Source organism: Oscillatoria sp. FACHB-1407 (assembly GCF_014697545.1).
GTDB lineage: Bacteria > Cyanobacteriota > Cyanobacteriia > Elainellales > Elainellaceae > FACHB-1407.
The window spans coordinates 196,558-213,709 of the sequence record NZ_JACJSA010000005.1 but is presented as its reverse complement, the minus strand read 5'-3'; the positions used below and the strand labels follow the sequence as shown (position 1 = coordinate 213,709).

The following is a 17,152-nucleotide window of genomic DNA, read 5'->3' as shown; positions in this document are numbered from 1 at the left end:
AGACTACCCATTTCATGGGGAATAGATAGCAGATTTAGCGATCGCGATCGCAATGTGCCTTAACTTGGAATGGGCATGAGACTTGAATCGTGTTATCCATTCACTCAGGATGATCTGCTATTCCTTGAATCGATCTTTCAAGGGATAGTGTTTTTAATTACATCGATCTAATCCAAGCAAAACGTTATTAGTTTACTGGTGTTGGGGACACAAAATCATTACTTTGGTTGGGATGCCTGGAAAAAAATCAGTGTAATGAACCGATGCATCAGCAAGATTGAATGGTTAGGGAAATCACTCGCGTCGTCAATCGAAAAGCAAAAGGGCGATCGCCCAATGAAGCAAACTTCTAGCCAAGTCCAGATAAAATAGGAATTGACCTTATCGTATGCAGCAAGGGTGACTATTTAACACCGAAACTTCTCGTACTTCAGCTCAAGTTTTAGCCTAGATTTCTTAAAGATTTGAAAAGAAACATCCGAGAAATTATCTAGATTTAGTCAAGCTTGGCGAAACTGAAAGATTGAAAATTAATACAAACTCATACGAACCATAACGGTTGGGAACATTGCTGATTTGCTCCGGGTCTTCTAGATCTGTGCTTTCGTTCCCTGGGGGAATGGTAATAATGACAAGTTCAAAACGTTGGCAGTCTAAAACTGCCCTAATGATGGCACTTGGGTTGATGTCTACTGCGATGGTTCCGGTGGTGACAGCGACTCGTGTTGCTGCCTCTGAAGCAGTGGTTGCCCAAGTTTTTTCGCAACAATCTCAACAGGTCGGCATTCCATCGGGCACTGTGATTCCTGTGACCTACACTGAAGCTGAGCGAATTGTGCTCACACCTGAGGAAACCTCAGATGTCACTTTAACCGTAGAAACTGATATTCGATCTTCTCGTGGCACCGTTCTGATTCCACGAGGCAGCCAGATTGAGGGGCAATTGCGACCCGCCGATGGAGGCAGTCAATTCGTTGCAGACGAGGTCGTGTTGCCGAGTGGTCGTCGTTATAGCATCAATGCCGCATCCGATGTGGTTACTCGCACTGAAACCATTACCGAAGAGAGCGACCCAGACTTTTTACGGGGAGCCGCGATCGGGGCAGCAGCGGCGGCTGTGTTGTCAGAAGTGTTTGGTGACATTGACTTCATTGAAGTCTTAGCAGGAGCGGGTGTTGGGGCATTAGCATCCGTGTTGCTAGGTGGCAACGATAGAGAAGTTGAAGTGGTCGTGGTTGAACCGGAAACCGATTTAGACCTGACGCTGCAATCTGATTTTGTGTTGACTTCTAGCTTGTTGCGATCGCGCTAAATCTAACATCAGTTTGGTTTAGACCCAGCGAATCAATTCGTCAGCTTGCTGACCAAAGCTATAAATCTAGTACAGCAAAAAATAAGTTTTGAAAGGGGTGAAGGGGTGGAACCCCTGCTTGGGGGCGAAGCCTCCAAACCCCCTACATTTCAGAACTTTGTGTTCGCAACACTAGTTTTTGGCATCGGGGGCTTCTGGCTCGGTCGGTTCAACCGGAGCAGAGGTGACATTATCTACTGCGACGGTGAGGTTGTAGTTGATGGGCTGGTCAGCGATCGACACTACCACTATCTCGTAATAGCCGGATTGAGTTAAAGTCCCTGACCACACGACATCAGCAGAATCTTCCAGATAAAAGGGAGTTTCCACCGTTGGGCGAGGCACATACACCGACAGTTGAGTGCTGCGGGGTGGCACTTGCAAACTGAGTCGCAGAATTTGTTCTGCTCTCAAGTTGGCAATAAACACCCTGCCCTCACCGGGGTTGAGTGTGCCGCTAACATCCTGGCTAAAAGTGCCCGGTGCAAATTGAATGCGTTCTAGAGCGTTGTTACTTTGTAGAGCTTGCACCGCATCAAAAGCGATCGCGTGCCAGACTTGCCCGATCGGTTGCTCTAAAAAGTTTTCTTCGCGTTGTTCTGGGTAAAGATGGAAGAATTGTGCATCCGCTAAATCGTACAGGGCTCGGCTACTGACATACAGTTGATTCACCGTTTGCTTCCAGGCATCTCGATCCGTTTTGTCATAGCTGCCTAATTGGCGACGAGCTTCGGCACTCGTCGATTGCTCTAGCTGATCTAACCATTCGCTCGCGATCGCATCCCACTGTGCTCGCCACTGCGCATCACTGGGGTCTGTGGTCAGGGTGCGCCCCTGCAATTCGGGATGGCGATCGCGAAACGTTGCATCTGTCAGCCTTACCAAAAAACCTGCGTCAATGCCCAATGCTTCTCGGCGATCGCGCAGAGCAGCCTTGCGTGCCCGTTCCTCTGGGGAAAAATCAGAGCTTTGCGTATCGGGGTTCGTTGCCTCACCTGTGGCGGGAGCCTCCGTGATCAGGGGTAACCACTCATCTCTTGCCCACCAACCGACCCCAATTACGGCTCCTAATATTGCCAGGAAGACGACAATACCCGCGTTGATTCCTGATGATCGCCGGGGTGCAGGGGGAGAAGCGGGGCGATAGGCGACGGTGGCAGAGGAGGTAGGGGGCTGGGGTGCGGAGTGTGGGGTGTAGGAAAGCGGTGGAGAGGGTGGAGTAGCCGGGGGCAATGGAGCGTGGGATGTAAAGGCACGATTGACCAGATCTGGATTAAAAGCAGGTGGAGCACCCAGCATTTGCAAGACCTGGGCAGCTGACTGAAAGCGATCGCTCGGTTGGGGTGCTAGCATCCGGCTCAACACGGCAGATAACATTGGGCTGAGGGTAACAAACGCTTGCCAGCGAGCGGGGGTTGCTGCATCACTGATGAACTCTTGCGGTTCTCTGCCCGTCAATAGCACAAGGGCAGTCACAGCCAAAGCATACAAATCACTTTGGGGATAGACCTGTCCCGTTTGCATCTGTTCGGGTGGGGCGTAGCCGATTTTGCCGAGCCGAGTGGCGTGAGGCACCTGGTTAGCTTCCACAAATTGAGAAGCGATCGCTGCTGCAACTTGCTTAACTCCCCCAAAATCAATCAACACGGGGAGTTGGTCAGCCGAGCGCAGAATCAAATTATCGGGCGATATATCACGGTGAATTACCCCTATGGAGTGGATGTATTGCAACACGGGCAACAACTGCCGCAGAAGTTGAGCCACCTCCGCCTCAGAAAAGACCTGCCCTTGCTGCTTGCGAGCCATCAACAACTGGTTGTAGTTGCTGCCCTCGACAAAATCCTGCACCAAAAAGAGATGTCCCTGCTCTTCATAGTTGGCGCGAAACATCTCCCGAAATCGCGGAATTTGGGGATGCTGAAGCTTATAGAGCACCCCTGCCTCCCGCTCAAACAACTCTTCTGATTTTTGTAGCGCATAGGTGCCGCGTACCTGCGGTGCAAACTCTTTCAGCACACAGGGTTCATTGAAGCGGTTGATGTCTTCTGCCAAATAGGTGCGCCCAAACCCGCCGTGACCTAACTCACGAACGAGACGATAGCGATCGCCCAATAGCATTCCGGGATAAATGCCAACTCCTGCCACCGTGAGCTTTTCGCCACACAAACGGCAAAACCGACTGTCGGGTGGGTTCTGGTGCCCCTGGCTACAACGGTTGGACATGAATACGATCTCCTGGAATGGCTCCTGCTGAGGCGAATGGGTGATCAGTGGATGGTTGTATGACAATCCACCTCCCAACCCTGTACTTCTATCATGGCAACGGCAACCAGAACATCCGCAGTAGACAGTTCTATGGTCGGGTCAATCGGTTAAACATTGCCGTACACAGGCACAGCGGCTCCTCGGATATCGCGGGCTGACTCTGAAGCCAGGAAGCAGATGACCTCAGCTAGCGATTCCGCTTTGACCCATTGATCGGCATTTTCTGCTCCCATGGCAGCGCGGTTTGCTGGGGTATCGATGACGCTGGGCAACACCACATTGGCAGTAATGTTCGTGCCCTTTGTTTCGTCTGCGATCGCCTTGGTTAACGCCACCACTCCTGCCTTCGACGCGCAATAGGCTGCCAACTGTCCGCCCGGTTCCACCGCACCGCGTGACCCCACCGTGACAATTCGCCCATAGTTCTGCTCCAGCATTCGCCGCAAGCTGTGTTTGCACACCAAAAATGTGGTTTCCAAATTCAACCGAAAGTCTTTCTGCCACTGCTCGTAGCTGTACTCATGGGTTTTGCCCATTGAGAAACCCCCAACTAAATGGATCACAACATCCACCCGTTGCATTCCATCTACTAACTGTTGCACCGAGGCTTCATTGGTTAAGTCAGTTGATACAAACTTGAGCCGCACTGCATCCGCAGGGGAGATTCTGCTCTTAAGCCGTTCCACCTCCTGAGGATTGTGGTATGGAATGGTAATGGACTCTACGCCCTGTGCCAATACGGTTGGTGTCACTCCCAACCCCAGACCACCCGTACCACCTGTCAACAAAACCTGCTTACCCTTCATGCGATCGCCCATCGTTAGAGATACAAAAAGGATAATGGATAAAAGGGAGTAGAGGAGTGAGGTGTCTGTCAATCGTCAATCGTCAATCGTCAATCGTCAATCGTCAATCGTCAATCGTCAATCGTCAATCGTCAATCGTCAATCGTCAATTGTCAATCGTCAATCGTCAATCGTCAATTGTTGGTTGCTATCAACCCTGATTTTTAACCTATGACCCCTGATTTTTAACCTATGACCATTAACCATTAACCATTGACCATTAACCATTGACCATCAACCATCAACCATTGACCATTAACCATTGACCATCAACCATTGACCATCAACCATTAACCATTAACCATTAACCATTGACCATCAACCATTGACCATCAACCATTAACCATTGACCATTAACCATTGACCATCAACCATTAACCATTAACCATCAACCATTAACCATTAACCATTGACACTCTTATGAAACTCCTGCAATACGTTCACACCGCCGTTTTAGTCTCTAATTTAGAAAAAGCCGAACACTTTTATGGCGCGGTGCTTGGCTTACCCAAGGTCGATCGCGTCCTTAAGTTTCCGGGCGTGTGGTATCAACTGGGCGACATTCAGATTCACTTGATTGTGGATGAAGGCTTTTCCCATCAACCGCCTAAACCAGACAAGTTAGGGCGCGATCGCCACCTGGCATTTACGGTTGAGAACTTATCAGCCGCGAAGGAACGGTTGCTGACCGAAGGTTGTATGGTGCAAATGAGCGCGTCTGGTCGGGCGGCTCTTTTTACACAAGATCCGGATGGCAATGTAATTGAGTTGAATGAAGCGGTTTAGACAGGATTCTACTCAGCCATTTGACGGATTTTTGATGATTCAACTAATTTTTGTAATCATTACTATATCGATATAGATGGTTTGACTGTTAGAATCTTGGGGATCACTCTTCTCTAGGTTAGATTGCATGAAATCAGCAGAGTCTGTACCGCTCGAAGTTGTGCAGCAAGTGGCTGAATACTTCGGTGTTTTGAGTGAGCCGATGCGCTTGCGAATTTTGAACGTTCTTCGGGACGGCGAGAAGTGCGTTCAAGACTTGGTAGAGGAAACGGCTACCAGTCAAGCCAATGTGTCAAAACACTTGAAGGTGATGTTGCAGGCGGGGATTTTGACCCGTCGCACGGTGGGCACGTCAGCTTACTACAGTGTCGAAGATGACCTCATTTTTGAACTGTGTAAGTTAGTGTGCGATCGCCTTGCCACTCGAATTGAACAGCAAGCCCGGAGTTTTCGTTCTTTTAGCCTCGCCAGCAAGCCCTGAAGATCTCATCTTGACGGTTATATTTTAGGGACGCTCATTCGCTAACAGGGGTGAGTTGGGGTCGATGCGAACAAACGCTGCGATCGCTATCTCCTCTGCCTCAATGTCAAACTGCAACACCCGCACCAAAACACCCTCTTCCTCCAAACGCTGCAAATCTAAGCGGCGACTGAGTCCCGCTGCGAGTCGCTGAGTAAACTGACTGGGATTCGCCTCATCATTTACCTGAATTATCAGATTGGTCAGTTGTAATCGTCGCCCTGCCGTAAACCCCAACCCCGACTCAACTAAGATCCGTAGTTCTTCATCAGTTTGTTGCTGTCGTAGCGTGGCTTGAAACCGGATGCGATCTCCCTCTAAAAAATCCACTTGCGGACTCACTACGTCGTAGCGTCTCAACTCCGACTCCGACCCGCCTACTGCATCCAGGCTCAAGTCTCGCAGTTGACCTGCAATTTCGGGCGATCGCAATGCCTGATTTAAATCCTCGCGACTCAGCACCAATCGCACTCCTGCCTGTAACGGCTTCTCCAGTGCGGGTTCTCCCCGACGCAACTGACCCGGATCAACGGAAATGGGGTCAGTCTCTACCTCAAACGTGTCAATTCGCACCCCTTCTATTGGAAACGCTCCTCGTACCGCAATCCGGACTCGATCTACCTCGCCTTGCGCGATCTGATAACTGGGAGTATTGTCAATCCGAACCTGCACCGCTTCGGCATCGTAGAGGCGATCGCGAATGGCATCTTCAGCGACGCGATCGAGCACAAAGCCTGCTGGCGTGATGATGCCAATCAAGCTTGACAATAAAATTGTGATAAATTCCATAGGCTTCTGGGGTGGAATCCTTTAACACTGACGAGGATAGCGATCGTTTAATCGGTCGATTCGGTATTCAAGCGAGGAGAGGAGCGATCGCCCAGTTGCTTTAGCATGGCTTGATAGTCCTGCCAATTCGCCACAATTTTAACGACTGCTCTTGGCGGAAGTTCAATGACTTCGGGTTTGACCACAAGACTAATCATGGTGTGCCTTTGAGAGCGATCGCTTCGCCATCCCTACACGTTATTCAAAGCATCCGTCACCCACTGTTTCAGTGTAGATACTACCTCTTCCAGAGCAATCTCTTGAGATTCATGGTTGGCGCGTTTGACGACTTCGACTTTGCCTTGCTGGAGCGATCGCCCCGTCACCACACGGTAGGGAATGCCCACTAGATCGGCATCTTTGAATTTCACACCAGCGCGTTCATCGCGATCGTCCAACAGGGTTTCAATACCAGCTTGATTCAACTCAGTGTAGAGTTTCTCAGCGGCAGCGACTTGAGCCGCATCGTTAACATTGGGAATGACGACAATGGCATGGTAAGGAGCGATCGCCGGAGGCCAGATAATGCCGTCTTTGTCGTGGGATTGCTCTACAGCGGATTGCGCCAGACGAGACACACCGACTCCATAGCAACCCATGACCAGGGGCTTTTCTTCCCCTTGTTCATTGGTGAAGGTCGCCCCTAACGCAGCGGAATATTTGGTGCCTAATTGGAAGATGTGACCCACTTCAATTCCCCGTGCGCTTTGCAGCACCTGGTTGGGGTCATGAATGGCGCGATCGCCCGGTCTGGCTTTACGGACATCCACCACATCGGCAGGTAGGGGATACTGAGTGCCCCAATTGGCTCCGACGACGTGAAAGCCGGACTCGTTTGACCCGGTGACAAAGTTCTTCAGGTTAACAGCGGTTTTATCGACTAAGCGCAAAAAGTTGGGATGCAAGTTGTTTTGCTTGCTAATGTAGTCATCCTCTAAACCAGGGGAGATGTAGCCCAACGGCAAGGATTTGGCTGCCCATTTGGCTTGCGCTTCAGCATCCGGCACGGTCAAGGCTAACAGAGTTTTACCGCCAAAACGGCTTCCCAGTTTGACTAACTCGTTCGTCAGCTTAACCTCATTGACATCCTGATCGCCGCGAATGCTGACCAAAACCAGCACATTCATGCCGTTGTCATAGGTCGCTTGATACAGGACATTTTTGACAATCTGCGTGGGGGAGCATTTGAGAAACTTAGCTAGCGTCTCAATGGTTGGTGTGTTAGGAGTATCGAGCTTCTCAAACGTCGTAAAAGCTGAGGGTTCAGCATCGGGTGGCAGGGACACCGCTTTCTCAGTATTAGCTGAGTAATTGCCATCTTCGGTGTAGAGAACTTCGTCTTCGCCTGCCTCTGCCAGCACCATGAATTCCTGAGAGCCAGAGCCACCGATCGCCCCAGAGTCTGCCTCTACAGGAAGAAACCGCAATCCACAGCGGGTAAACATGCGACGATAGGCACGATCCATATCGGCATAGGTTTCCTTCAAGCTATCTTCGCTGACATGAAAGGAATAGCCATCTTTCATAATGAACTCGCGGCCTCGCATCAAGCCAAACCGGGAGCGAATCTCATCGCGAAACTTGGTCTGAATCTGATATAGATGCATCGGCAACTGACGATAAGAGCGGATCATGTCACGGGCGATCGCAGTGATCACCTCTTCGTGTGTTGGTCCCAGGCTCATCTCGCGTTGTTGGCGATCGACCAAGGCGAACATAATGCCTTCTGCTTTGGTGTAGGTGTCCCACCGTCCGGACTCCTTCCACAGTTCCGAGGGTTGCAGCGCAGGCAACAATACTTCCTGAGCACCTGTGGCGTTCATCTCCTCACGCACGATCTGCGAGACTTTTTGCAACACGCGCCACATAAACGGTAGATAAGCATAGACTCCACTGGCAATCCGCCGAATATAGCCCGCTCGCAACAACAGCTTGTGGCTGGGAATCTCAGCCTCTGCCGGGTCTTCTCGCAGTGTCACAAATAGCATTTGGGACAATCGCATTGCTCAGTCTTCCTTTCCGTCTGGGTGTTCGTTATCCCAGTCTAGAGCAATTCAACTCCTATCGCGTCTTTTAAGGGGTAAAGGGAGAAGCGCGATTAATCGCGCTTCTCCCTTTACCCCTAATATCCTTTCTGCAATGCATAGACTCCTTTTAATGCATAGATGCAGTTGTATTGTTACTCAAGTGAAAGAAATATAACAATTGCTTCACAATCTCCATTAGAATAGAATCATCGATTAGGTATTTATTCTTATTGCCTCTCCTCGCTCCCTTCAGACCCTCATTGAATGCCATGATGACAGACCAATTTCCTTGGCTGACTGCGATCGCCCTACTACCGCTTCTAGCGTCTCTGTTCATTCCGTTGCTGCCCAAAAAGGACGGCAAAGTTGTGCGGTGGTATGCCCTTGCTGTGGGTGTCGCAGACTTTGTTTTGATGTGCTACGCATTTTGGACGCACTACGATGTGAGCAGCGCAACCTTCCAAATGGTGGAACAGGTTGCCTGGATGCCGCAAATCGGCATGAGCTGGACGGTTTCGGTAGATGGGGTGTCAGCTCCATTGGTGTTGTTGGCTGGGTTGGTGACGACGCTCTCTATGCTGGCTGCATGGCGAGTCGATCGCAGACCGCGATTGTTCTTTGCTCTGATGCTGGTGCTTTATGCCGCTCAGATTGGTGTGTTCATCGCTCAAGACCTGCTCCTGTTCTTCATCATGTGGGAGATCGAGCTCGTCCCGGTTTACCTTCTGGTGTGCATCTGGGGTGGTCAAAACCGTCGTTATGCCGCTATCAAGTTCCTGATTTATACTGCTGCTGCTTCTATCTTCATCCTGGTAGCAGCGTTGGGAATGGCTTTCTATGGCGATAATGTCACCTTTGATATTGCTCAACTTCAACTTAAGAACTTCCCACTGGCACTCGAACTGTTGCTGTATGCTGGGTTGCTGGTTTCCTTTGGAGTCAAGCTTGCCATCTTCCCCTTCCATACCTGGTTACCTGATGCGCATGGTGAAGCCTCCTCTCCGGTATCAATGATTCTGGCGGGAGTACTGTTGAAGATGGGCGGTTATGGCTTAATTCGCCTGAACATGGAATTGTTGCCTAACGCTCACGTTTACTTCGCTCCCATCCTGGCGATTTTGGGTGTCGTGAACATCGTTTACGGGGCTTTGAACTCCTTCGCTCAGACCAATATGAAGCGTCGCCTCGCGTATTCCTCAATCTCTCACATGGGCTTTGTCCTGTTAGGGCTTGCCTCCTACAGCGATATCGGGGTTAGCGGTGCGATGTTGCAAATGCTGTCTCATGGTCTGATTGCAGCGGTGTTGTTCTTCCTGGCAGGTGTTACCTACGATCGCACCCACACGATGATGATGAATCAGATGGGTGGAATCGGTCAGGCACTACCCAAAGTATTCGCTCTGTTTACGATCGCGGCAATGGCATCGTTGGCTCTGCCTGGCATGAGCGGATTCGCGAGCGAGATCTCGGTCTTTGTCGGTCTGACTACCACTGATGTCTATAGCTCTGCTTTCCGCACCGTGACGATCTTCCTGTCGGCAGTCGGTCTGATCATCACGCCCATCTATTTGCTCTCGATGTTGCGTCAAGTGTTCTATGGAACAGGGGCGGAGTTGATGTGTGATGTAACTCCTTCCTGCGATTTGAGTGATGCAGATTTGAAAAATCAGGGCAATGAAGAAGCGGCTTGCTTTGGTACGAACTGTGTCCTGCCTGCGAACGCTATTTTTGAGGATGCCAATCCTCGTGAGTTGTTCATCGCGGCTTGTTTCATTTCGCTCATCGTTGCGATCGGTTTCTATCCCAAGCTGGCAACGCAAATGTATGATGCGACCACGGTTGCGATTAACAGTGAGGTGCGGGCTTCCTACTTCCAGGTGGCAGAGAGCAATCCTGAAATCTATGCCTGGAGTTTTGGCAAATCAACATTGGCGGAGTCAAAGCCTTCTCCAGTTTTGGGCATCGTTGAGTAATTGACGTCATACCGTTAAATCTCAGCTCCCCGGTTTTCTCAAGAAGCCGGGGATTTTGCGTTTAGTCCTGCTGACGGGGGCAAATTGCTGTGCGTCCTTGTAGTATGGGGTTTGGAGGAATATTCGGTTACACTCCCACATATAGATATGGCGATTTCTAGAGCAGAAGCAAAGCAATTGTTAGAACGGCTCATTTTTGAAGAGTCGAATGCCCAAGAGTGGGTGCAGGATGTGTGGGAGTTTAGCCCAACCTTGGGCGACGATGCGGCAAAGCTGATTGAAGTATATGATGCGTTGATTGAAAGTTGCTCTGAGGAGAAGTTGGAGAATTTGTTGCAGGGATTGTATCAGCGGTTTATGTAGTGCATTTGGAGCTGAATTTGAGGCGATCGCGCTTTATTGAAAACACACTACTATAAAAATACCTGAGCGACTGAGAGGCTAAATTCTGGCAATAGAGGCGACGTGAGGGTATCTTCTGGAAGGAGCGTAGCAACCAGTTGTAGTTGAGCGTCATGGCGACGATACACTTCGAGCGATCGCAGTTGCCAGTTGACGATCCAATATTCCTGTACTCCATGTAGGGAATAAAGTTTGAGTTTGACTTCCTTATCTCGCTGCTCGTTCAGTTCTCCAGGTGAGAGCACTTCAACCATCAACTCAGGAGCGACGATTAAGTGTCCTGCCTCATCAATGCCATTAGCCAAACGATCTCGGCTAATCCAAACGACATCAGGAATCACTGCATCGGTAGGGGTAAAAATCACTCCTGGAGCTTGGAAAGCACTTCCTGCACCAGTCAGTTCTGACCAAGTTTCTAGACGGACATGCAGTTTACCTGCTGCGCCTTGATGACGAATGTGGGGAGCACGAGTCACAAATAACTCTCCATCAATGATTTCATAGCGTTTCCAACCGCCATCGTCGGGCATCGCATCGAGATCACGAGTTGTCCACCGAATTGATTTGGAAACCATAGGATTGACCACTGAGCTTGTTTCTAGTGTAATTGATGGCAACAGACTTTCGAGAGCATAGTAAAGGCAAGGCATTGGACAAGAACCGCGATAATGGTCATGAGACTTTTGATCGAATACATCACCTTTACAGGTTTCAGTGCGCCGCATAATAAGGGAGAAGCCAACGCTACCTAGCGATCGCCACTACTCATGCCATAGCCTACAGTGCTTCTGTATTCCCCACACTTAAATTGCGTCTCTTAACAACGCCAACAGTTGGTTAGTCCAACCATGACATGATGAACATTGGAATTGATTTTGCAGAGTTGTGGCAACCCAACATCTCAGGAATTGAGCTATTTAGTGCTCATATCGTTCGCCATGCCTTTGCAAAGCACTTCCACGAAACTTATACCATTGGCATGAACGACGCAGGATTAGGAGAATTTTGGTATCGGGGGCAGACGTGCTGTGCGGTGCCAAACAGTTTTAATTTGATTAATCCGGGGGAAGTGCATACGGGGCAAGCGGCTTCCAATCAGGGTTGGACATTTCGCAATATCTACATCAGTACAGCACAGGTACACCATATTTTGACTCAATTGGAGTGGTGCGATCGCCCCCTCCCTGCATTCATCGCACCTATTGTCTGGGATCAATCATTGCGATCGCACTTTCACCGATTATTTGTGGCACTCAGCCAACCGACATCTCATCTCACGCGAGAGTCGTTGTTGTTAGAGGCGTTTTCTCAGCTATTGCTGCGGCATACTCAGTCCCATTTGGCATTGCGATCGCCCAAGCCAGAAACCAAAGCGATCGCCATTGTTCGAGATTATTTAGAAACGCACTATGCAGAATCCGTCTCAATTGATGTGTTAGCAAAACTGGCAGGGTTGAGTCCTTACTATTTGATTCGGACGTTTCATCAACAAGTGGGTTTACCGCCCCATCGTTATCAGCGGCACTGGCAACTGTTACAGGCGAAGCGATCGCTGTGTAGCACCAAGTCACTTTCAGAGATTGCGGTAGAACATGGATTTTATGATCAGAGCCACTTAAACCGCCTATTCAAACAAGCTTTTGGCATTACACCGGGGCAATATCAAAAGCGCAATTCTGTCCAATACGAGTCGGAAGTAGCTCTGTAGGATGCAATAGAGCAGTTAGCAATCTCTTGCTTCCTTCCATAGGTTTCAAAAGGGGACGCCACTGCTTCCCCACTTGGGTTGAGCTTGGCGAAGCCAAATCCCTACACCCCATTCCCCATTCCCCACTCCCCATTCCCCACTCCCCATTCCCCACCATATGCATCTCACTCTCTTCAAAGACTTCTCCATCTCGGCAGTGATTGCTGGCTTTGTTACCGTTCTGGTTGGATTTACCAGTTCGGCAGTGATTGTGTTTCAAGCCGCGCAAGCTCTGAATGCATCCCCTGCGGAGATTGCCTCCTGGATGTGGGCACTGGGATTGGGCATGGGGTTGACCTGCATCGTGTTGTCGTTGCGCTATCGCGTTCCAGTTGTCACTGCATGGTCTACTCCGGGGGCAGCGATGTTGATTACCGCAGCGGCAGGAGTCCCAATGGCGGAGGCGATCGGGGCGTTTCTGATCTCCGCTGTTTTAATTACCTTATGCGGATTTACGGGCTGGTTTGAGCGAGCGATGAATCGCATTCCTCTGTCGATCGCCTCTGGGATGTTAGCGGGCGTGTTATTGCGGTTTGGGTTGGAGGTGTTTACTGCAATGCAAACCCAGTTTGTCATGACCTTCGCCATGTTTTGTGTTTATCTGGTGGTGCGTCGGTTGAACCCCCGTTATGCGGTTGTTGCAGCGTTGGTAGTGGGCATTGCGATCGCCGCTATTCAAGGACTGCTACGCTTTGAAACCGTTCGTCTGGAACTGGCAGAGCCCATTTTTACTGCGCCACAATTCTCAATTGGAGCATTCATCGGTGTAGCGTTGCCCCTATTCGTCGTGACGATGGCTTCTCAAAACATTCCTGGCGTCGCTGTTATTCGGGCATCGGGTTACACGGTGCCCATTTCGCCTCTGATCGGATGGACGGGAGCCACAACGATTCTCTTAGCTCCCTTTGGGGCATTCGCTCTGAATCTCGCCGCGATTACGGCGGCCATCTGCATGGGACGTGAAGCCCACGAAGACCCATCGAGACGCTATGTTGCGGCGATCGCTGCGGGTGTTTTCTATATCTGCATTGGACTATTTGGCGCAACGGTGGGAGCCGTGTTTGCAGCGTTTCCCAAAGAACTGGTATTGGCGATCGCAGGACTGGCGTTACTCGGCACAATCGGCAACGGTCTAGCAACAGCACTGGCTGATGGCAGGGAGCGTGAACCTGCTCTGATTACCTTTCTTGTCACTGCTTCTGGAGCCACTCTGTTTGGAATTGGCTCTGCCTTTTGGGGATTGGTGGCAGGAGCATTCGCGTTGTTCGTATTGCATGTGAAAGGGAAAGAATGAAGAACAACGCGCTACCTTTTAACAGGACCTGTGGCTAGGTGCAAAACCATGGGCTGTCCGCCTTCCTGGTGATACTTATCTGCCCACGCTTGAATCAGTTTGTCTAACTCCTGTAGAGCTTCTTCCTTTCGCTCAATCGGGACTTCAAAGACCTCTAGCCCGCGTAACACTCCAGGCTCCTTATTCACCCAGGCCTGTAAAAGTTGAAAAAAACCATCCACATCCTCAAACATGGTGTAGATTCGTTCCCGCTTATCTTGAGGCGAGTAGGAGGTGCGTGCCAGACAATAAAAGGGAAATCCACGTGGGGATTGGATCTGAACCACGGTGCCGGAGTAGAGCAATCGTAGTTTGATGTGTTCGATTAACGCATCGCTGAGGGGAACACGATGAGCCTCTGACGAATCTTTTTGTGACTCCAAATGCAACAGCTCAATCAGTTCCATAAACTGAAATTCTGTCAGCACTAAAGCATTAGGCAAATCATTGGGTAGTGATGCTTCGACCTCCAACTTTTCCTCTCGGGTTAAGCCGATCATCGGCAATCGTGGCTGAGGCGGAGTCCAGGGATACTTTTTTAGCCACAAATGTGGGAGATAGATTAAGTAGTAGGGTTCTTGAGAGGCGAGGGTTTTCAGTAATTTGCCCTCTGTTAGGGCAGACTCTACCTCTTGAACAATGGTTTTGACACGCTTGGGTTCGACGTGATGCAATAACCCCGTTTTACGAAAATTTTTTCCTTCACTGAGATAGGTGGTATAGATCGCAAACTTAGCAGCCGTCATAGCCGCATCCAGAAAGGCACCATACCGATGCCCTCCACCCTGCATGATATTAATGGCTAAGCGGATCAGAATTTGATCGATCGCACAGGAATTAGGAACCTCAACAACCTTGAACTCAAGATCGTCATAATGGTTGGTGTTTTTTTTAGATAAAGGATTTGAATACGAAATTGGTTCTGACATGTCCAAACGCACGAGCAGTCTTAACGCTCACGAAAGAGTAGTACAGGCTGAGTGAACCCGCATAATTTTATCCTCAATGGTTTCCCAGGTTTGCGGTGAAACCCATACAGCCGATCGCCTGCACTGAACGATTAACAGGTTCGCGAAAAGATACTGATCGAGGGCGGTAACTTCACTACGCGATAGATTAATCCATTCACGGTTGAGATTGAGCGCATTTAACCAGGTTTGATGCACTTGCTCGATAAAAGCTTTACGCGATGCCAGTGTTTTCTGATAATGAGGAGCTTTTACTTTGAGCGCATCCAGCCAAGCAATGAGCACGTTGAACTTCACCTGATGAAAGATTTTGATCTCCTCAAATTTATGGGCGATGTCGATTACCAGATCCAATGCCCGCGATAGATTCAGCGCACGCACCAACGCCAGATCGAGTGCTCGGTTTAAGGTCAGCGTGTGATCGAGGGCTAAAGCCAGGTTGCGAGCGCGATCAATATCCAAATTTAGACTTCTCACTCGTGCCTGATCAAGGGCTAAGGCTTGCGCCAGGTCAAGTGCCAGAAACATGGCGATCGCCCTCTTCACAACAGGTTTGTAGCTTCCTTCAGATCCGGTTGTGATGTGGTCTGCCCAGGTCAGCAAGTTTCGCAAATTGGGAGTCTGGATCAAACGAGCCGCTTGTTTTTCCATGGTCAGTAGCAGGTCATCTGCTTGTTGCAACCCTGCCAACAATAAAAACACCTCCCGCCAATGGTGATCCACCAGATGTTGCACCACGACTTCCTGCACATTCTGTCGCGTATCAATAATGTGTTGAGCAGTTAAAAACTCTTGCAGCGTTAAATGGGAAAACGAATAGATGCCTTCAGCCCGTTCTACTAAAATGCCGTGTTGGACTTCAATCGACTTGAGAACCGCGTACCCGTCAACGAATGGTTCATCCGGCAACATTTCCTTTAGCAGATGCTCAATTTGGCTGGCAAGCTCTCGTCTCGACAAAAAGAAGCGATTGTTTTGAAACGCATCATAGGCAATTTTAGAAATCATTAACTCCTTGCGTTTCGTGTCGAGTCCGCGATAGAGGGATGCCTGGGGGAGTCCTTTTTCGCCAGACCACTCCTCCAACAGAGTCCGCAGGGCTTTTTCGTAGAGCGTAGCCCGATTCGTCGGAAACTGCCCTGCGCGTTGATACAGCAAACAGGTCAGGGTTAACAATAGAGGTGTATGGGTCAATTCTTTAGCGGCAGCATAGTCACTGCTGATCAGCTTGCTCCAACACTCTTGCCCTTTATAGGCATCATCGGCAAACCAGTGTTGAATAAACTGACAAATTTGTTCGTCGTCAAAGTTGGCAATTTCAACATCGGTAAAGCGACGAAAGTTGTGACGATAGGCGGCGATGCGACAGGAGATGATAAAGCGATTTTTGTCATAGCGATCGACAAAGTTGCGAATTTTAGCGATCGCCTCACTCATCCGTTCCGAAGGCACCTCATCCAACCCATCCAGTAAAATAAGCAGTTTTCCCTGTTCTAGAGCAGCACGGGTAAATTTTTGGTGATAGGGAAATCCACAAGTTTCAAACTCGTTAGCGATCGCGCCTTCGATGTCGATATCACCCGACCGAAACTCCTTTAACTCAATAAACACCGGAATGCAGTCATGCTGAAAATGGGGGCGATCGCTCGTCAAAATCTCCAAACCCACCTTGCGTAAAAAGGTAGATTTACCCATTCCAGGACCACCCAACACCATCATGTATTGGGTTTGATTCGCCACTTCTAGCCCCGACTTGCGATTGCCAACTTTGTTGTAGAAACCTCGCTGTTGTGACTGACGATAAACATTCTCTAACGCTTCAATGGTTTCAAACCGACGAACCGCGTTGTTATCTAAAAATTGCACCGCAATATACACCGATTCCAATGGAATGGGTTCTCGCATTCCCAATACTTTGAGTGTGCCGTGTCGTTCAGAGTAGTTTTGGTTGTACTGATTAGATGCTTTGAATACCTCGTGTTGTAGCGACTCATTGAGCTGATAGAGTACTTTGCTACTAGACTCAAACAGCATTTGAAAGATACTCAAGGCCAGTGTTTTGACCACATCTGCTCCTGATAACATAACTCGTTGAAATCTCATGGGG

The 17,152-nt window shown here is 49.6% G+C and carries 16 protein-coding genes; 8 read left to right on the top strand and 8 right to left on the bottom strand.

The window, feature by feature from the left end:
• The first annotated feature begins 628 nt into the window (after positions 1-628).
• Positions 629-1,312, top strand: a complete 684-nt coding sequence (locus H6G89_RS10670; RefSeq protein ID WP_190505837.1) for a hypothetical protein — start codon at positions 629-631, stop codon at positions 1,310-1,312.
• 171 nt (positions 1,313-1,483) lie between these two features.
• Here H6G89_RS10670 and H6G89_RS10665 read toward each other — a convergent pair whose 3' ends face one another.
• Both H6G89_RS10665 and fabG read right to left on the bottom strand, forming a co-directional pair.
• The gene (locus H6G89_RS10665; RefSeq protein ID WP_190505835.1) at positions 1,484-3,574 is read right to left on the bottom strand and encodes a serine/threonine-protein kinase; all 2,091 of its coding nucleotides are present in this window, start codon (positions 3,572-3,574) and stop codon (positions 1,484-1,486) included.
• Between the two features lie 149 nt (positions 3,575-3,723).
• Positions 3,724-4,494, bottom strand: a complete 771-nt coding sequence (gene fabG, locus H6G89_RS10660; protein WP_339384602.1) for a 3-oxoacyl-ACP reductase FabG — start codon at positions 4,492-4,494, stop codon at positions 3,724-3,726.
• Between fabG and H6G89_RS10655 the strand changes: the two genes are divergently transcribed.
• From H6G89_RS10655 to H6G89_RS10645, 3 genes are all read left to right on the top strand, one after another.
• Positions 4,479-4,622 carry a hypothetical protein gene (locus tag H6G89_RS10655; protein WP_190505833.1) on the top strand — a complete coding sequence of 48 codons (144 nt, stop codon included), beginning with the start codon at positions 4,479-4,481 and terminating at the stop codon, positions 4,620-4,622. The two genes, fabG and H6G89_RS10655, sit on opposite strands and share 16 nt — an antisense overlap.
• A 259-nt stretch (positions 4,623-4,881) precedes the next feature.
• Entirely contained in the window at positions 4,882-5,247 is a 366-nt protein-coding gene (locus H6G89_RS10650) for a VOC family protein (protein WP_190505831.1), read from the top strand.
• A 127-nt stretch (positions 5,248-5,374) separates the two neighbouring features.
• Entirely contained in the window at positions 5,375-5,728 is a 354-nt protein-coding gene (locus H6G89_RS10645; protein WP_190505829.1) for an ArsR/SmtB family transcription factor, read from the top strand.
• A 24-nt stretch (positions 5,729-5,752) separates the two neighbouring features.
• On the opposite strand, the gene H6G89_RS10640 is transcribed toward H6G89_RS10645, so the two are convergent.
• Genes H6G89_RS10640 through H6G89_RS10630 form a run of 3 tightly spaced genes read right to left on the bottom strand, consistent with a single transcriptional unit; the run spans position 5,753 to position 8,598 of the window.
• Positions 5,753-6,556: an LmeA family phospholipid-binding protein gene (locus tag H6G89_RS10640; protein WP_190505827.1), complete on the bottom strand. Its 804-nt coding sequence runs from the start codon at positions 6,554-6,556 to the stop codon at positions 5,753-5,755.
• 47 nt (positions 6,557-6,603) lie between these two features.
• A complete protein-coding gene (locus tag H6G89_RS10635; protein ID WP_190505825.1) occupies positions 6,604-6,753 on the bottom strand; it encodes a hypothetical protein in 150 nt (49 codons plus the stop codon).
• A 33-nt stretch (positions 6,754-6,786) separates the two neighbouring features.
• Positions 6,787-8,598, bottom strand: a complete 1,812-nt coding sequence (locus H6G89_RS10630) for a proline--tRNA ligase (RefSeq protein ID WP_190505823.1) — start codon at positions 8,596-8,598, stop codon at positions 6,787-6,789.
• A 293-nt stretch (positions 8,599-8,891) separates the two neighbouring features.
• On the opposite strand from H6G89_RS10630, the gene H6G89_RS10625 reads away from it, so the two are divergent.
• Together H6G89_RS10625 and H6G89_RS10620 are read left to right on the top strand one after the other, a co-directional pair.
• Positions 8,892-10,595, top strand: coding sequence for an NAD(P)H-quinone oxidoreductase subunit 4 (locus H6G89_RS10625; protein WP_190505821.1), 1,704 nt, complete (start codon positions 8,892-8,894; stop codon positions 10,593-10,595).
• A 147-nt stretch (positions 10,596-10,742) separates the two neighbouring features.
• Positions 10,743-10,958 (top strand): hypothetical protein, encoded by a 216-nt coding sequence (locus H6G89_RS10620; RefSeq protein ID WP_190505819.1) that lies wholly within the window; start codon positions 10,743-10,745, stop codon positions 10,956-10,958.
• A 50-nt stretch (positions 10,959-11,008) separates the two neighbouring features.
• Here the strand turns inward: H6G89_RS10620 and H6G89_RS10615 are convergent, their stop codons facing one another.
• Complete coding sequence (locus H6G89_RS10615) at positions 11,009-11,572, bottom strand: Uma2 family endonuclease (RefSeq protein ID WP_190505817.1); 564 nt, start codon at positions 11,570-11,572, stop codon at positions 11,009-11,011.
• A 278-nt stretch (positions 11,573-11,850) separates the two neighbouring features.
• Between H6G89_RS10615 and H6G89_RS10610 the strand changes: the two genes are divergently transcribed.
• Both H6G89_RS10610 and H6G89_RS10605 read left to right on the top strand, forming a co-directional pair.
• Positions 11,851-12,705, top strand: coding sequence for an AraC family transcriptional regulator (locus H6G89_RS10610; RefSeq protein ID WP_199336656.1), 855 nt, complete (start codon positions 11,851-11,853; stop codon positions 12,703-12,705).
• Positions 12,706-12,862: 157 nt separating this feature from the next.
• Positions 12,863-14,038: a benzoate/H(+) symporter BenE family transporter gene (locus tag H6G89_RS10605; RefSeq protein WP_190505815.1), complete on the top strand. Its 1,176-nt coding sequence runs from the start codon at positions 12,863-12,865 to the stop codon at positions 14,036-14,038.
• Positions 14,039-14,049: 11 nt separating this feature from the next.
• Here the strand turns inward: H6G89_RS10605 and hetR are convergent, their stop codons facing one another.
• Positions 14,050-15,006 carry a heterocyst differentiation control protein gene (gene hetR / locus H6G89_RS10600; RefSeq protein ID WP_190505813.1) on the bottom strand — a complete coding sequence of 319 codons (957 nt, stop codon included), beginning with the start codon at positions 15,004-15,006 and terminating at the stop codon, positions 14,050-14,052.
• 27 nt (positions 15,007-15,033) lie between these two features.
• A complete protein-coding gene (locus H6G89_RS10595; RefSeq protein ID WP_199336655.1) occupies positions 15,034-17,148 on the bottom strand; it encodes an NACHT domain-containing protein in 2,115 nt (704 codons plus the stop codon).
• Positions 17,149-17,152: the final 4 nt, after the last annotated feature.

Excerpts from the sequence above, each read along its gene's own strand:
- hetR (WP_190505813.1), bottom strand. The coding sequence starts at position 15,006 with ATGTCAGAACCAATTTCGTATTCAAATCCTTTATCTAAAAAAAACACC.
- H6G89_RS10640 (WP_190505827.1), bottom strand. The coding sequence starts at position 6,556 with ATGGAATTTATCACAATTTTATTGTCAAGCTTGATTGGCATCATCACG.
- H6G89_RS10595 (WP_199336655.1), bottom strand. The coding sequence starts at position 17,148 with ATGAGATTTCAACGAGTTATGTTATCAGGAGCAGATGTGGTCAAAACA.
- H6G89_RS10620 (WP_190505819.1), top strand. The coding sequence starts at position 10,743 with ATGGCGATTTCTAGAGCAGAAGCAAAGCAATTGTTAGAACGGCTCATT.
- H6G89_RS10665 (WP_190505835.1), bottom strand. The coding sequence starts at position 3,574 with ATGTCCAACCGTTGTAGCCAGGGGCACCAGAACCCACCCGACAGTCGG.
- H6G89_RS10630 (WP_190505823.1), bottom strand. The coding sequence starts at position 8,598 with ATGCGATTGTCCCAAATGCTATTTGTGACACTGCGAGAAGACCCGGCA.
- H6G89_RS10605 (WP_190505815.1), top strand. The coding sequence starts at position 12,863 with ATGCATCTCACTCTCTTCAAAGACTTCTCCATCTCGGCAGTGATTGCT.
- H6G89_RS10670 (WP_190505837.1), top strand. The coding sequence starts at position 629 with ATGACAAGTTCAAAACGTTGGCAGTCTAAAACTGCCCTAATGATGGCA.
- H6G89_RS10650 (WP_190505831.1), top strand. The coding sequence starts at position 4,882 with ATGAAACTCCTGCAATACGTTCACACCGCCGTTTTAGTCTCTAATTTA.
- H6G89_RS10625 (WP_190505821.1), top strand. The coding sequence starts at position 8,892 with ATGATGACAGACCAATTTCCTTGGCTGACTGCGATCGCCCTACTACCG.
- H6G89_RS10615 (WP_190505817.1), bottom strand. The coding sequence starts at position 11,572 with ATGGTTTCCAAATCAATTCGGTGGACAACTCGTGATCTCGATGCGATG.
- H6G89_RS10635 (WP_190505825.1), bottom strand. The coding sequence starts at position 6,753 with ATGATTAGTCTTGTGGTCAAACCCGAAGTCATTGAACTTCCGCCAAGA.
- H6G89_RS10610 (WP_199336656.1), top strand. The coding sequence starts at position 11,851 with ATGATGAACATTGGAATTGATTTTGCAGAGTTGTGGCAACCCAACATC.
- H6G89_RS10645 (WP_190505829.1), top strand. The coding sequence starts at position 5,375 with ATGAAATCAGCAGAGTCTGTACCGCTCGAAGTTGTGCAGCAAGTGGCT.